The 15,025-nt window shown below is 38.4% G+C and carries 14 protein-coding genes and 1 tRNA gene; 1 reads left to right on the top strand and 14 read right to left on the bottom strand.

From position 1 onward, the window contains the following. Positions 1-21: 21 nt before the first annotated feature. The 6 genes from E6X37_RS09960 to ilvB form a co-directional block, all read right to left on the bottom strand. The gene (locus E6X37_RS09960) at positions 22-1,206 is read right to left on the bottom strand and encodes a M20 metallopeptidase family protein (protein WP_278468266.1); all 1,185 of its coding nucleotides are present in this window, start codon (positions 1,204-1,206) and stop codon (positions 22-24) included. Positions 1,207-1,433: 227 nt separating this feature from the next. Then, positions 1,434-2,756, bottom strand: a complete 1,323-nt coding sequence (locus E6X37_RS09955; RefSeq protein ID WP_278468269.1) for a purple acid phosphatase family protein — start codon at positions 2,754-2,756, stop codon at positions 1,434-1,436. A gap of 80 nt (positions 2,757-2,836) precedes the next feature. After that, complete coding sequence (locus E6X37_RS09950; RefSeq protein WP_195394620.1) at positions 2,837-3,301, bottom strand: hypothetical protein; 465 nt, start codon at positions 3,299-3,301, stop codon at positions 2,837-2,839. Between the two features lie 31 nt (positions 3,302-3,332). Further along, the gene (locus E6X37_RS09945) at positions 3,333-3,920 is read right to left on the bottom strand and encodes a beta-class carbonic anhydrase (protein WP_004696620.1); all 588 of its coding nucleotides are present in this window, start codon (positions 3,918-3,920) and stop codon (positions 3,333-3,335) included. A 184-nt stretch (positions 3,921-4,104) separates the two neighbouring features. After that, positions 4,105-4,617, bottom strand: coding sequence for an acetolactate synthase small subunit (gene ilvN / locus E6X37_RS09940; RefSeq protein ID WP_004698541.1), 513 nt, complete (start codon positions 4,615-4,617; stop codon positions 4,105-4,107). 8 nt (positions 4,618-4,625) lie between these two features. After that, a complete protein-coding gene (ilvB, locus tag E6X37_RS09935; protein WP_004698611.1) occupies positions 4,626-6,353 on the bottom strand; it encodes a biosynthetic-type acetolactate synthase large subunit in 1,728 nt (575 codons plus the stop codon). Positions 6,354-6,545: 192 nt separating this feature from the next. Between ilvB and E6X37_RS09930 the strand changes: the two genes are divergently transcribed. Continuing rightward, entirely contained in the window at positions 6,546-6,824 is a 279-nt protein-coding gene (locus tag E6X37_RS09930; protein WP_004696628.1) for a hypothetical protein, read from the top strand. A gap of 77 nt (positions 6,825-6,901) precedes the next feature. Here the strand turns inward: E6X37_RS09930 and E6X37_RS09925 are convergent, their stop codons facing one another. The 8 genes from E6X37_RS09925 to typA form a co-directional block, all read right to left on the bottom strand. Beyond that, entirely contained in the window at positions 6,902-7,402 is a 501-nt protein-coding gene (locus tag E6X37_RS09925; protein ID WP_004696629.1) for a folate family ECF transporter S component, read from the bottom strand. Then, positions 7,392-7,739: a nitrous oxide-stimulated promoter family protein gene (locus E6X37_RS09920; protein WP_004696632.1), complete on the bottom strand. Its 348-nt coding sequence runs from the start codon at positions 7,737-7,739 to the stop codon at positions 7,392-7,394. The genes E6X37_RS09925 and E6X37_RS09920 overlap by 11 nt, the downstream gene beginning before the upstream one ends. Before the next feature lie 9 nt (positions 7,740-7,748). Beyond that, positions 7,749-8,564 carry a class I SAM-dependent methyltransferase gene (locus E6X37_RS09915; RefSeq protein ID WP_215675417.1) on the bottom strand — a complete coding sequence of 272 codons (816 nt, stop codon included), beginning with the start codon at positions 8,562-8,564 and terminating at the stop codon, positions 7,749-7,751. Positions 8,565-8,935: 371 nt separating this feature from the next. After that, positions 8,936-9,010: transfer RNA gene (locus E6X37_RS09910), tRNA-Arg, on the bottom strand. Positions 9,011-9,150: 140 nt separating this feature from the next. After that, positions 9,151-9,609 (bottom strand): low molecular weight protein-tyrosine-phosphatase, encoded by a 459-nt coding sequence (locus tag E6X37_RS09905; protein WP_215675415.1) that lies wholly within the window; start codon positions 9,607-9,609, stop codon positions 9,151-9,153. Between the two features lie 98 nt (positions 9,610-9,707). Continuing rightward, positions 9,708-11,954 (bottom strand): autotransporter family protein, encoded by a 2,247-nt coding sequence (locus E6X37_RS09900; RefSeq protein ID WP_215675413.1) that lies wholly within the window; start codon positions 11,952-11,954, stop codon positions 9,708-9,710. 146 nt (positions 11,955-12,100) lie between these two features. Further along, the gene (locus E6X37_RS09895) at positions 12,101-12,820 is read right to left on the bottom strand and encodes a DUF4198 domain-containing protein (protein ID WP_004696641.1); all 720 of its coding nucleotides are present in this window, start codon (positions 12,818-12,820) and stop codon (positions 12,101-12,103) included. A 265-nt stretch (positions 12,821-13,085) separates the two neighbouring features. Beyond that, a complete protein-coding gene (typA, locus tag E6X37_RS09890; RefSeq protein ID WP_004698751.1) occupies positions 13,086-14,897 on the bottom strand; it encodes a translational GTPase TypA in 1,812 nt (603 codons plus the stop codon). Positions 14,898-15,025: the final 128 nt, after the last annotated feature.

Raw genomic sequence — 15,025 nt, 5'->3', positions numbered from 1 at the left:
TATTTCAAACTACTTATTTAACTACTTTTCTTGTAAAAATTCGGCGGCAATAGCAGCCATCATTGTGATACCTGGTTCAAGGATACTTTCATCGATGGTGAAAGCTGCATTATGCAAGGCTGGATTGCCTTCAAAGCCAGTGCCTAACCAAAGAAAAGCACCTTTGATTTTATGAAGATAGGCAGAGAAGTCTTCTGCCGTCATAGACGGAAATTCAGGATGTACCACCGCTTCTTTGCCAAAATATTTTTCTACGATAGATGTGGCGTAATCGATAGCCTCTGGATTATTGATAGTAGCACCATGACCACGTTTATAATCCAAAGTGCTTTCCGTTTTAAACATCACATCTAGGGCCTGTAAGCTTTCACCCAAACGTCGCTCAATATAATCACGTTTTTCTGGTTCATAGGTACGACAAGTACCTTCAAAATACACATCACCACAGCCCACATTGTATCGATCACCACCATTAATCACTCCAATTGTACACACGAGATTTTCCATGGGATTCGTTTCGCGAGCCACCATGGATTCCACATTTACAATCCAGTTTGCGGCTGCTACAATTGCGTCTACCCCATTATGAGGTTCTGCACCATGAGTAGCTTTCCCTTTAATGTGTACGAGGAAGTGATCGGATGCAGCCATGAGATTACCTTTTTTAAGACCTACAGTTCCCACTGGCAATTGAGGCCACACATGAAGTCCATATATCTCATCCACATCGTCGAGGATGCCGCTATCGACAATACCTTGAGCCCCTGGAAATAAAGCTTCTTCTTCTGAAGGTTGAAATACGAGTTTCACGGTCCCATGTAATTGATCTTTAATAGATTGTAGAATCGCCGCTGCACCAAGTAAAATTGCCATGTGGCTATCATGACCACAGGCATGCATAACACCTTCATTTTGTGAAGCAAAGGGCAAGCCTGTTATTTCATGTATGGGTAACGCATCCATATCGGCACGCAATGCAATAACAGGGCCTGTATGAGCACCTTCTATCTTACCGATAACAGCATAATCAGAAATATCGTTTACAAAGGGAATTCCTAGTTCACCAAGCACCTTTTGAATAAATAAAGATGTATGTTTCTCTTCACCAGATAACTCTGGATGGCTATGAATATGTCGGCGCCATTCCACAACTTGTTCTTTATATTGGGAGGCATAAGTTTTTATTAAATCTTGTAATGCATTCATTACTCTATCTCCTTTATACACTGTATGTATATTTTATACATATTTTGTGCATTTTTATAATCTATACACGTATTATAATACTACCTACCATAATTAGCAAGTATTTATACAAATCTACTGTATTTTTATTTGTTATATTGTAAATCAATTTTACTCATAGATTATTGCAACCTTTCATTAGAGAAGAATAGACAAAAAAAGACACCTTCCAAAGAAGGTGTCTTTTCTTATTTTTCAATGACTGATTCGTCAAGCTGAGTGCCGTCAGGTAAAAATGATTTTACAATCAGCTTATTCGGTGTCACTGTCATAGACATATAATTATTCGTTTCAGGCTGAGGTGCTACATATACATCTAAAGGATGTTGCTTCCACTTAGGACGTCGTGCATCACCAGCTATTCCTGTAAGAATATATAATGGACCAGATGGGTCTCGATCAAAGTTTCGCACATGACCGCGGTTGCGATATGTATGTAAATGAGCAGATAAGACTAAGTCCACATTAAATTCATCGAAGATAGGCATAAATAATACACCCTCGTCATCGAAACCAACATCTCGACTTGCACCTGGTCGGTCAAAGGCATATTGGAATGAATCTCTATGCATAAGAACGACAGTCCATTTTTTCGTATTAGCTGCAAGATCTTGGCGTAACCATTGAACCTGTACATCGTATAAATCAGGATGATGCGTATCATGATTGTCCTCATGATTACTTTCATATAACATCGTATCTAATACAACGTAATGTACATCGCCAAAATCATAGGAATAATAACGTCGATTAAAGGTTTCATTCCCATTAGGTGGTACAGCGAAGTAATTCAAATACGCATAAGGCTCACGCATTTTCCAATCTAATGTATACATCTCATGGTTGCCTAAAGTCGTTGATAACGGTACATTAGCACTTAATGGTTTAATCGAATTTAACCAAGTGCGCCATTGATATGCCTGCTCCCCATTATCTACGAGATCGCCCATGCTAATATACAAGGCTGTATTCGGATTGCGTTTTGCTGAATCTTTTACAATTCGTTCCCACTGAGAATAATCCCCCGACTGAGAGTCTGGATAGATAAGAACATCATACACACTGGCGCCAGCCGTTTCCAGGGAATACCAAGCACTACGGCGATCACTACCATAACCAACTCGATATTCGTATTTAGTATTAGGCGCCAAACCAGTTAATGTCCCCTCATGGATATAGGTAGTACTACCATCATCGGTAAAAGCTTTGTCTGTAGCTCTTATCGTTTGAGTCATATCGGATCCAACAAGACGATACTCTATTACCGCATCAGCTTCACTGCTATCTGATTGCCACATAATAGTACGACTCGTGCTGTTATCTTGAGCTACAATTTGCCGAATATAACGACTTTCAGAATCGAGGAGTGGCTTTATCTCTTGGCCACTCACCACAGCCGCTGTTCTAGCTATACGACTCTGTATGGCATCTTTATATACATAGCCTCCAGTAACTAATACAGCCAAAACCACAATAGCTACAGTTGTTTTTAATAGTTTACTCTTATTCATATAGGTCCTTTATGTAAATATGTATTAAGTACTAATATGAACACATTATAAAACTTAACGTTAAGTTTTATAAGATTTTTCTATACTTCTTGAATATCTACTTTTCTATATCTAGCAGAAATACATCCCAACATATTTAATTGCGGTATATTCCATTCATTAGGTAAATAGATATCACAGATAAGCTCATCGCCGATAGAATTATTAGCTATAAATTGATAGCGACCTAATTCTTCATTGCTGCATACTCTTTCAACCTGATTTAAAGTAGTGGCACTCCAAAACCGACTAAATTCCATCCAAATAGTTTCTGCATCAGCTTGAGATAACTCGACCTGTAATCTATATTTTACGCCAACCTTACAGCGTTTTTTTAAGCCCGTTTCGTCAGCACTACAAACCTTAGTGGAACCTTTATCAAAAGCCCATTCTAGACCATCTAATGATCGAACTTGAGTGGAAATGAGATTTTTAAAATTTGAAAGATCCGTAAGAAAATGTTTACACGCTACCTCAAATATATCTAATCTATCTATATTGCTCAATTCACAATACCTCTATTAAAGAATTCCCCTACTATTTTTCATAATATTGTTTCATTTGTGTATAGCCATTAACAATGACTTCGATTTCACCCGTTCTAGGATGGAAGATAAGACCGTGAATAGGCACATCTTTAGGAATCAAAGGATTCATACGTAATTCGTCTACTGTATCCTCTACATTTTCAGCAGGATGTGTAAAGCCATCAGCCCAGCGTTCCATTTCTTTACGGACCATATGAATCGCTTCTGGTGCAATACCACGAGCCAACATTTTTTCTGTTAGATCTTTTGCCGTAGTTTTTGCCATACCACATTCGTGATGACCAATGATAAAGATTTCGTTAACACCTAGCTCATAAATACAAACAAGTAAACTACGCACAACGCCATCAAAGGGACCTGTAATACAGTTACCTGCAGTCTTTACGATTTTCGCTTCACCGCGCCCAATATCCATGGAATCTTCTAAGAAGTTAACAAGACGTGTATCCATACATGTAACAATTGCCATTTCACGACTAGGCATTTTACTACACTTTGTATCTGTATCTACATAACCTGTATTTTGATCTTCTACATATTCTCGATTATGGGCTAAAATATCATCTAATAAGCTCATAGTACCTCCTATATAAAAAGACTTTGGCATACAACCAAGGTCTCTATATCAATAATGCTCGATATACATATTATATCATATTAAGTTGTACACGCTTTAAGCCACAAAAAATAGGTCTATTCAAATACATGTATTATATATTTGAATAGACCTAAATCGCTTTTAAAGTGCTAGAGTACACACCTTATCTATCAGGTGTAGATAATGCTTCGATAGCTACGCTACCACCGCGTACAACTTCAATACGATTGACGAACATATCTTTAAATAAGGCAATCATGTCATTATTTTTAGATACGGTCTTTACACATTGTACTAGTACAGATTTACGATTATAATCCACAACTAATAGATCAAAGGTTTGGGCAATGCGGAAGATTTCTTGTTTATCCGCTTCTTTACAGCTATTGACCTTGATAAATAGTAATTCTTTTTTCGTAATTCGCATGTCCGTAAAGTCGATAACCTTAATCACCTCTACACTGCGATTAAGCTGTTTAATGATTTGTTCATATGTCAAATCGTCACAAGTAAGATCAATCGTCATACGAGACATGGTAGAATCTTCAGTTTCCCCTACAGTCAATGTATCAAGATTATAATTTTTGCCTGCGAAGAGGCCTGAAATCTTAGCTAGTACACCGATTTGGTTTTCTACATACGCTGAAATACAGCGTTTTTTCATATGTACTTCCATAGCCCCTCCTATTTTTTATCCTTCAACAACATATCACTTAAAGACTTACCTGCTGGTACCATTGGCAACACATTGAGTTCTGTTGGAATGATAAACTCAAGTAATGTAGGGCCATCTTTGAAAGTATCCGCCAATTGGAATCCTTTTTCGATGTCCTCTACCTTTGTAATACGCATTGCCTTTGCGCCATAAGCTTCTGCCAATTTCACAAAATCGGGTACATATTCAAACTCATCATTGTCGATTATGTCTCGCGTAACAATGGCACTTTCATCCATCATCAAGTTCGTACAAGCGTAACGTTTATCGTAGAATAATTGTTGCCATTGGCGTACATTTCCGAGGAAACCATTATTTAAAATAATTAGCGTCACAGGCAAACGGTAGTGCATAGCAGTGGCAAACTCTTGGATATTCATTTGCACGCCACCATCACCACAGATGGCAAATACACGCTTATCTGGATTTCCCATTTGCGCCCCTAATGCAGCAGGGAAACCATAGCCCATAGTCCCTAAGCCACCAGACGTCAACATTTGATATTGACCTTTCACATCAAGGAACTGGGTAGTCCACAATTGATTTTGACCCACATCGGTTGTAACGATAGGATGTTCATAATGATGATTGATGTACTCGATAACAGTTTGAGGTGTTAACCCCTCTTCGTCAGCTTGAGTGACAGGGCGCTCTGCCTTAAGTTGCTGTAATTGTTTTGGCCAGTCGCCAAGATCGTGAGGTTCAATATATTCTAAGATTTTTTCTATAGCCAATTTAGCATCTGCTACGATTGGAATATCAACCTTAATATTTTTAGAAATAGACGCCGCATCTACATCAATATGGATAATCTTACAATTTTGTGCAAAGGTACTTAGTTTACCAGTAATACGATCATTAAAGCGCGTACCAATAGAAATCATCACGTCACAATCAGTTATGGCTACATTAGGCGCATAGCCACCATGAATCCCTACATTACCAAGATACAATGGATGACGGCTATCAATAGCACCTTTCCCCATCAATGTTGTTACTACAGGAATCCCTGTTTTTTTAACCAACTCCATCATAAGGTCGTTAGCACCACTAATGCTTACCCCACCGCCTAATAGGAATAGAGGCCTTTTAGCTTTACTAATAATAGAACAGGCCTTTTTAACTTGACCTACGTGAACAGTGGTATTTGGTTTGTAACCGCGAATATTAACCTCAGTAGGATACTCATCAGAGCCCATAGCCTTTTGAATATTTTTAGGAATATCCACAACCACAGGACCTGGTCGACCTGTGCGAGCAATATAAAAGGCTTCTTTCAAAATACGACCAAGCTCTTTACGATCACGAACGGTAACAGCATATTTACAGATATTGCGTACAATGCCAACAGTATCTACTTCTTGGAACGCATCATTGCCCATCAGACCCAAGTCAACTTGACCTGTAATACAAACGAGAGGAACACTATCAGAATAAGCAGTAGCAATACCAGTCACAAGATTTGTAGCACCAGGTCCAGAGGTTACCATACAAACCCCTACTTTACCGGTACTACGAGCATATCCATCTGCCGCATGGGCCAATGCTTGCTCATGACGCGGCAAAATCACTTTTACCTTATCTTGCTTATATAATTCATCCATGATATCAATAGTAGCCGCCCCAGGATAGTTAAATAAAAACTCTACCTGCTCCTCTTGAAGGGCTTTTACCAGATACTGTGCGCCTGAAATCATAGGTATCTCCTTATTTATATAATGCATGCATATCGAATTCTCAATATTCACATCTGATATATCTAAAAAATTGAATATCTTATATAGATATGTTATACTCAGTAGTGTACCATATGTTGTGGTACATGAATATGTATAAAATCTCAAATTATAGAAATATATGTAGATTCTATTTTGAAAGGACTGAATATCATGAAAGAAATATTAGGTTTCCATTTAAACGGTTGCCCTTATTGCGCTAATGCATTCCGTGCTATCGATGAACTCGTTGCAGAAAATCCTGCATACGCAGATATTCATATCAACTGGGTTGAAGATCAAGATGCTCATGAGCTCTTCAAAACTCACCCATATGAATACTATCCGAACTTATGGTTCGACCTCGACAAACAATACGAGGCACAACCTGGTGAAAGCTATGCCCAAACAAAATCTTTAATCAAAACTGTATTGGACAAAGCACTCGCGTAAAACGCTATATTTACAAATAATAATGCACCCCTAACATATAATCTAATGTTAGGGGTGCATTTTAGTATACTGTAAGATTATGGCTTTTTTTGTACCATAAACTTACTGACTGCTTTATACACAATTAAAATCAATGCAATTTCTAAAGGGAAACAAATGATATTTTTAATAAGACGTCCAATAAATATAGCAGATACTGCTTTGTTATAAAATATTGTGAGCCATATTGTATTTAATATCAGATGTATACATACAGTAACAATCGTCTCCGGTAAAAGTAATTGTTTAAATGTAACATTACGTCCGTGTAAAAAATACCCATACACATAGCCTACAAGAAATTCAGATATGATAAAGCCGGGAAAGAATACCCCTTGTCCAAATAAAGACATACCTATAAAACAGGCAATAGCAGCCATTATACCTGCTGCCATAGGCCCATAAAGAATACCAAATATAGCGGTTGATAAAAATCCAAAGGTAATATGTATAAATGTAGTATGAATAGCAAATATATAAGATAGTAAAACCGTCAATGCTACAAACATTCCTGTCTTTACAATCATATCAGTTTTCATAAGAAGTACGACTCCTTTTTCTATCCTTCCACTCTAAATACATATGGCGAATAACTTGAATTGGTGATATAAATAACATTCTAGGTCCACCATAGCGCATGATTTCACGTATTTTTTCACGATACGTAGGCGCATAGCAATGCGTTTTACACACGCTGCAGAAGGTCTTGCTTTCCATATGAGGACATACATCTATACGATGTTCAGCATATTGCCAAACTTTTTGACACTCCTCACAGAGTTGTCCTTTAGGAGTGTGGTGCTTATTATGACAATAGATGCCAATAATCTGGTACATAGTTTTTAGTTCTAACTTACGTTTCTCATCAACTGTCATGTTTCTCTCCTATTTCACAGACCATGAAACCCAAGCCACCTTATCAACAGTCTTATTATGGATTTCTCCATCAATAGCTAGTGGCTCAATGAGATTTCTAATCTCTTCTTTCATGTCTTCCATGTCTCCCCATCCATTATTATGAAGTCGCATGGTAAAATAATTAACTGCCTTTTCAAGAGACATAACCTCTGTTTCAGGAACCGTTTTATAAATTACTTTTACATTATGCCCCATCTCATGGATAGTATCTAAACACTCTTTCATCTTACCATCCCATGGAAAAGAATCACGTCCAAAGAAATGTTCAGATAACATATCTACCATTTCGTCGCTCCGTTCGCTAAATGCAATCCATAAACATTTATCATTACTTGCATCGTGCATGGCGCGAATATTTTCTACATCAAACATAATCGGGCAGAAGATACTATATGCCAAGTCAAAGCTTTTATCCCAACCTAATTCTCGACGAGTTTCATCAGACCAAGGTCCAATATATAAGCTAAGATCTAAACCTTCTGACTCTGCCAATTGTTTAGCACCGCGAATCATACCATCAGATAAATCGATACCAGTCGCCTTATAGCCTTCCCGAGCTAACCCAAGTGCGTAGTCACAAACACCACAGCCTACATCAAGTGTACGACCATTCGATGAAGGTAATAAATTTTCATCCTTTAAGAAGGCTAAAAAATCAGTGACCTGTGCCTTGCGATCCTCGCGATTGTGCATTTCTACAAAGTACTCGGAACGATGGTTCCATGCGTCTTGCTCATCACGCCAAGTTTCATTGACGGTAAGCTCTTGTATTTTGTTTGTCATATTATCCCCTCTAAATAGCCCCATACCTAAATGGATGGGCTATTGATACATATATAAGTAATATTCACTTAGTTAAATTCACTACGTAATTTAACGCTCCCCTATATGTCCTAGTGTTCCGGCTAGGATGTTCAGATTTTCATATAGCTATCCTTATTGTACATCATTCTCAAAACAAAATGTGTTACCCAAATCACATTTATTATGTTATTTCGATATTATTAAATATAAAACTCTATATCGAAATCTTATCAGCACCTCAGCTCATGTATTTATCTATCTCTAACTAGTTCATGCATATATCGCCATGTATTTCTCTCCCATTAATACATACAAAAAAGGCTTCTCAAAATTTCGAGAAGCCTTTTTTTTGGTGCGCCTAGCAGGATTCGAACCTGCGCACCCGGTTCCGGAGACCGGCGCTCTATCCCCTGAGCTATAGGCGCATGAATACCTAAAAATTATACCATATTACGCTATGGTTCGATAGTATAAAGTATATGAGACAGATAGGCTTATAGAAAAGCCCTCAATGTAGATTAAAATTTCAGCTACCATTGAGGACCCATCAGTATATATATTTCGCTTAAAGTTTCTCTTTAAGCACTGCTAGTAGAGCATCACAGCTACGACTGACATCATCATAGGTTTCATCAAAGTTCCCCGTATACCAAGGATCCTTCACATCACGGCTTTCACCAACAAAAGACATTGCCTTGTAAACCTTAGCATCTACGTTATCCCCAATAATACGCTTTAAATTACGCGCATTATTTTCATCCATAATGATGAGATAATCAAAGTTGTAATAATCTTCCATCGTCACTTGACGTGCCTTGCGGCGAGTATAAGGAATACCCATTTCATCTAATTTCTGTTTAGTCCCATAATGGGTATCATTCCCTATCTCCTCCCGAGATGTAGCTGCTGATTCAATATAAATAGAATCACTTAGTCCAGCCTGCTCAACGATATGCTTCATATAAAACTCTGCCATCGTAGAACGGCAAATATTGCCATGACAGATGAATAAAATATTAACCATTATAACTCCTAATGAATAGAAACTTAATCATAAAAAACTCCTTATATACTAATGGTCCTTACAGCATACGCTATAAGGACCATTAATGCAATATTCAATTAAAAATTATGCCGTATCCCAGCATCAATGCGCCATGTATTTTCTACGATAGCACCAAAGTTTTTAGTGAATGTACCATATAGATATGTACTAGGACGGACACTCCAAGCCCCACCAATTTCAGCATCGAGCCATGTATCCTTCAAATCTACTGTTGTTTGTACTGTTGGATTGCCTGGTGCGGAATATGTTGTATTTGCCTTACCAGAGAATTCATGCGCTAATGCTAATTTAACGAAGATATTGGATTTTTCTGTTTCTTTTCCAATGCCAATACCAAGTCTGCCTACAGCAGAGTTCACAGCATCAGCTTTCACATGCATAGAACCACCACCGACAACAGAAGCATCATAGGATACACCATTCAAACGGCCTACAATAAATTCTACACTAGGATCGATGTAGAAGCCATTTTCCTTCTTAATACGTTTACCATATTCAGCGCTTAAGGATGTGCCATATGTATGGTAATCACCGTTCACACGTTGTCCACCTACGGAGTAGAGCTTATAATCATTGGATAATCTATTACCACGTGCAATGATATCTAAATAACGACCATCGTCATGATGTTTTGTACCATATAAGGCAATACCACCAAGTTTACCGTCCCCACTACCATTAACGTATGAATTACTAGAAGTACTGTAATCAATAGCACCACCAAAAATCCAACCATTAGATACTTTATGATCGTAGCCAACTTGTACGCCATTATACGTCATATGTGCATCAGCACCGTCTGTGATTTTAGATTTACCGCCTATATATTTCGCCCATACACCTTGATTTGTATTAGCTAGACGAAGATCTCCTAAACGGCGTTGTAAATCATTGGTATTACTCTTCCATGCCATAGCGGTCGATGTAAGAGCAGATTTTGAACCACTCACTAAGGATGATTCACTAGCACGATTAATCTTTGTTGTATCATTTACAACAAGACGCCCCTGTGAGTCAAAATGATCTGCACCTAGTTCTGCAACAGCACCAGGACTAGTAATACCTTCATTAATTTGAACTGTTGTGCTCAGTTTCTTATCATTGCCCGTATATTGTAATTTATCAGCTAAGGCTTGTATTTCCTTTTTATAACTTGCCTCATCAATGGTATTACCAGAATGTTCACCTTGAACGGTAATATGGCTATTGTCTGCAGCATGTTCAACAACGATATTCCCCTTTCCATTTTCACTAGCTGGAACACCGGCCTTATAAACAGCATTCACATAGCCGCTATAATTTTGAATTGTAATAGGTCGTGCATCAATAGGATGAAGTATACCGGCTGCCGATGGACTTGATCCACCTACGAGATTGCGAACCTTACTGCCCTTGTATAGATATGCTGCATTATCCCCAGATGGACGTTCTCTTTTAGGGGTAGGACGCTCCATACCAATCCATTCATTATTCCAAGTTCCTCCATTTTGTAAGTAAATGTCAGCACCAGAATTATGAGGATTCTTATTGCTTTCAGCATATTCATTTAGTACGGCACCCGTAAGTTTAGAATTAGGTGTTGTAAAAGCTAATGCTATATTCGTTGGCGTTTCGTTATGATTTGGATCACGTCCATAATCCTTATTAATTAACCCTACATTACCAACAGCGACCAATTCCTTAGAACCCGGATGTTTTCCGTCAGAACCAGTATTAACGTATACATCACCCTCTTCTGCCACCACAGAGTAAGTATCAGAAGTTTCTAAAGGATGCGTGATGATACGTCCACCACCATCAACAATAATATGACCACGTTGATTAGCTTGTAAACCGACACCGATAGCATCGATATCTACATTGCCTTTGACATGAATATTAGTATCTCCATAATCTCTATCAGGATTGTCCTTGCTGAGTCTTGGCACTTTACCGCCGTAACCAGCATACACAGCGCTCATATAGTAATGACCGAGTTCCCTTTTTGACGCTGGTGCATCATTCTTAAGACGTACAATCAAATCTTTATCCACCGTCAATTGTGAACCAAAACCATTATAGATGCCCGTTACATTCTTACTTTTACCTGTTTCTGTTAAGCTTTTACCATGCACATTAACCGTCAAGGTATCTTCTATATGCTTAACTTCTGGTTTTGTTTGTACAGGTGACCCCATTGTTAATCCAAGCAATTCCTCCGCTTTATCACTTGTGGCATTAATTTCTGTAGCAAATGCAGAGCAGGTCATTCCAGTTAATACCAACGCAGCCATCACAGCCGATACATTTCGTTGTAATTTCATAAAAATCTCTCTTTCTTACCCCGCCTAATACGAGGCTCTCACAGAACGCATTTATACGTACACCCTAAAAATATAAAAAGACCCCCTAAGTCCAACTTAGGAGGTCTTGTTTATTTCACACACTTAGTAAATAGTTATATCCTATATTATTCAGGATTGATGATGAAGGACAATGCACTGAAGTATTTATTTTGCTCACCTTTAGTTTGAGTTGGGAAGCCCACTTCAACGCCTACTACGTTAAGGCCATTAGCACTTACAGTAACAGTTGCTTTACCATTAGCATCTGCTTGGCTTTCATTAGTAAGATCATTAATTACGTCTTTAATAAGAGGTGCATTTGCATATGGTTTACCGTCTTTCAAGACTTGGATTTCATATGTATCACCTTTTCTAAGAGTTAATGGGTTAACAGATGGAATGATTTGAATGAAAGCATCTTTATTATTGAAAGGTTTTGCTTCTGCATTCCAGTAGTGAACGTCATATTTAATGGCATGTGTACTTTTTTGAGCACCTGGTACTTCAGAGATTGGTTTATGAACAGTTTTACCATCTTTGTCTTTTGTCCAATAACCATAGTCAAAGTCAGTTACTGTAATACCCAATTTATCATTTGGTACAACTACTACATTTTTTTCATGTTTAATAACTTGTACAGGAATTACCATGCCATTGTTATCTAAGCCAATGATGCTTTTTACCATTTCTGGGCTATACGCATCATCAACAGGGCCTTCGCCAAGTACTAGCGCCTTTTCATCTAAGCGGTTAGCAAAGAATACGCCATGCGCATCAACGGAAGAACACACACAACCTGCAGCTAAACCTACTGCAAATAAAGAAGCTAAGATTTTCTTATTCATAAGAACCTCCATAATCAATAACTTTTTCAATAAACTTGTTATTATTATACAGCGTTACAAATATTTCGTATATACCAATACCCCTATCAGCAAGTTATTATGCGTATTTAGTATATTAACTCATTTTTATACCCAATAATCATAAATGATAAAATTATCACCTATTTTCATGAATATATGACTTGTAAGAATATGTTAGATAAATACTTATAGATTAGATAAAAAAGGCGCTCCTTAAGGAGCGCCATTATATCCGCATGAGATACTATTTTTTATTCTTCGCTGCTTTCGCACGTGCGTTACGATCAAGAATTGTTTTACGCATACGAATGCTTTCAGGTGTTACTTCAACAAGTTCATCATCGTTGATCCACTCAAGAGCTTGTTCCAAAGAGAAGATACGAGGTGGAGTCAAGCGTACCGCTTCATCAGAGGAACTGGAACGCATGTTGGTAACATGTTTTTTCTTACATGGGTTAACATCCATATCAAGTTCACGTGTATTTTCACCGATAACTTGGCCTGCATACACGTCTTGGTTAGGGCCAACGAACAATGTACCACGATCTTGAACGGAGTTCAAACCATATGGAGTAGTTTCGCCATTTTCGAATGCTACCAAAGCACCACGTGTACGGGAAGGAATTTCACCTTTATATGGTGCATAGCCATGAAATACATGGTTCATGATACCATTACCTTTTGTAGCTGTTAAGAATTGTGCACGGAAACCGATCAGGCCACGAGCCGGAACTACGAATTCCATGCGAAGATAACCGGCCAATTCAACCATGTTAGTCAACTCAGCTTTACGTTGACCAAGATTTTCCATTACAGTCCCCATAAACTCCTGAGGTACATCGATGGTCAACGCTTCGAGCGGTTCACACAATTGATCGTTAATAGTTCTGAAAATTACACGAGGTTTTCCCACTTGTAATTCATAGCCTTCACGACGCATAGTTTCAATCAATACAGCCAAATGCAATTCGCCACGGCCGGATACTTTGAACGCATCTGCAGAATCAGTTTCTTCCACTTTCATGGATACGTTAGTTTCTACTTCGCGGAACAAACGATCACGCAAGTGACGGGATGTAACAAATTCACCTTCGCGGCCTGCGAATGGAGAGTTATTTACGGAGAACACCATGGACAATGTTGGTTCGTCGATGGAAATGGATGGCAATGCTTCAGGATTTTCAGCATCCGCTACCGTTTCGCCGATATTAATATCGTCGATACCGGCAAAGGCGATGATATCACCCATTTCAGCTTCATCAGTTTCAACGCGATTCAAACCATTGTATGTATATACGCGACCGATTTTCGCTTTACGAGTACTTTCACCGTTCATGATGGCAACCTGTTGGTTAGTTTTCATTTTACCTCGTACAATACGACCTACGGCGATTTTACCGATGAAGTTATCGTAATCAAGTGTAGTTACCATGAATTGAAGAGGGCCTTCCATATCACCTTGTGGTGCCGGAATCTCATCAATCAATGTTTTGAACAACGGTTCCATGTTTACAGCTTCATCATCCCAGTTGGTTTTGGACACACCGGACCGAGCAGATGCGTAAACCACAGGGAAGTCGAGTTGATCATCATCAGCTTCAAGTTCCATGAACAATTCAAGGACTTCATCCTCAACCTCTTTAACACGTTGGTCAGGACGGTCGATTTTATTGATAACTACGATTGGTTTCAATTTTTGCTCTAATGCTTTACGCAAAACGTATTTAGTTTGAGGCATTGGACCTTCGTAAGCATCTACGAGAAGCAATACGCCATCAACCATGTTAAGTACGCGTTCCACTTCGCCGCCGAAATCAGCATGGCCTGGAGTATCAACGATGTTGATTTTGATGCCATCATGCATAACAGCAGTGTTTTTAGACAAAATAGTAATACCGCGTTCACGTTCCAAGTCGTTGGAGTCCATTACGCGTTCTGCTACCTTTTCATTCTCACGGAACACATGGCTTTGTTTTAATAATGCGTCCACCAAAGTAGTTTTACCATGGTCAACGTGGGCGATAATCGCTACATTACGAAGATTTTCGCGAATCATAAGATCCTCCCTTTAATTCTTTCAGTATATTCTATATCACATAGCCTCTGTGAAAGTAGCTATGTAGGTATATTTTCCAAAAATGGCAACAGTTAATTATAACGCAGTCTATAGAAAAAAGTCAAAAT

This window comes from Veillonella parvula, assembly GCF_032550495.1.
Classification (GTDB): Bacteria; Bacillota; Negativicutes; order Veillonellales; family Veillonellaceae; genus Veillonella; species Veillonella parvula_G.
The sequence above is the reverse complement of the archived record's forward strand: the minus strand, read 5'-3'. Positions and strand labels throughout refer to the sequence as shown.

What these genes read in the sequence shown, in the direction of transcription:
- E6X37_RS09960 (WP_278468266.1), bottom strand. Translation starts at nt 1,206, where the DNA reads ATGAATGCATTACAAGATTTAATAAAAACTTATGCCTCCCAATATAAA.
- E6X37_RS09955 (WP_278468269.1), bottom strand. Translation starts at nt 2,756, where the DNA reads ATGAATAAGAGTAAACTATTAAAAACAACTGTAGCTATTGTGGTTTTG.
- E6X37_RS09945 (WP_004696620.1), bottom strand. Translation starts at nt 3,920, where the DNA reads ATGAGCTTATTAGATGATATTTTAGCCCATAATCGAGAATATGTAGAA.
- ilvN (WP_004698541.1), bottom strand. Translation starts at nt 4,617, where the DNA reads ATGGAAGTACATATGAAAAAACGCTGTATTTCAGCGTATGTAGAAAAC.
- ilvB (WP_004698611.1), bottom strand. Translation starts at nt 6,353, where the DNA reads ATGATTTCAGGCGCACAGTATCTGGTAAAAGCCCTTCAAGAGGAGCAG.
- E6X37_RS09930 (WP_004696628.1), top strand. Translation starts at nt 6,546, where the DNA reads ATGAAAGAAATATTAGGTTTCCATTTAAACGGTTGCCCTTATTGCGCT.
- E6X37_RS09925 (WP_004696629.1), bottom strand. Translation starts at nt 7,402, where the DNA reads ATGAAAACTGATATGATTGTAAAGACAGGAATGTTTGTAGCATTGACG.
- E6X37_RS09920 (WP_004696632.1), bottom strand. Translation starts at nt 7,739, where the DNA reads ATGACAGTTGATGAGAAACGTAAGTTAGAACTAAAAACTATGTACCAG.
- E6X37_RS09915 (WP_215675417.1), bottom strand. Translation starts at nt 8,564, where the DNA reads ATGACAAACAAAATACAAGAGCTTACCGTCAATGAAACTTGGCGTGAT.
- E6X37_RS09905 (WP_215675415.1), bottom strand. Translation starts at nt 9,609, where the DNA reads ATGGTTAATATTTTATTCATCTGTCATGGCAATATTTGCCGTTCTACG.
- E6X37_RS09900 (WP_215675413.1), bottom strand. Translation starts at nt 11,954, where the DNA reads ATGAAATTACAACGAAATGTATCGGCTGTGATGGCTGCGTTGGTATTA.
- E6X37_RS09895 (WP_004696641.1), bottom strand. Translation starts at nt 12,820, where the DNA reads ATGAATAAGAAAATCTTAGCTTCTTTATTTGCAGTAGGTTTAGCTGCA.
- typA (WP_004698751.1), bottom strand. Translation starts at nt 14,897, where the DNA reads ATGATTCGCGAAAATCTTCGTAATGTAGCGATTATCGCCCACGTTGAC.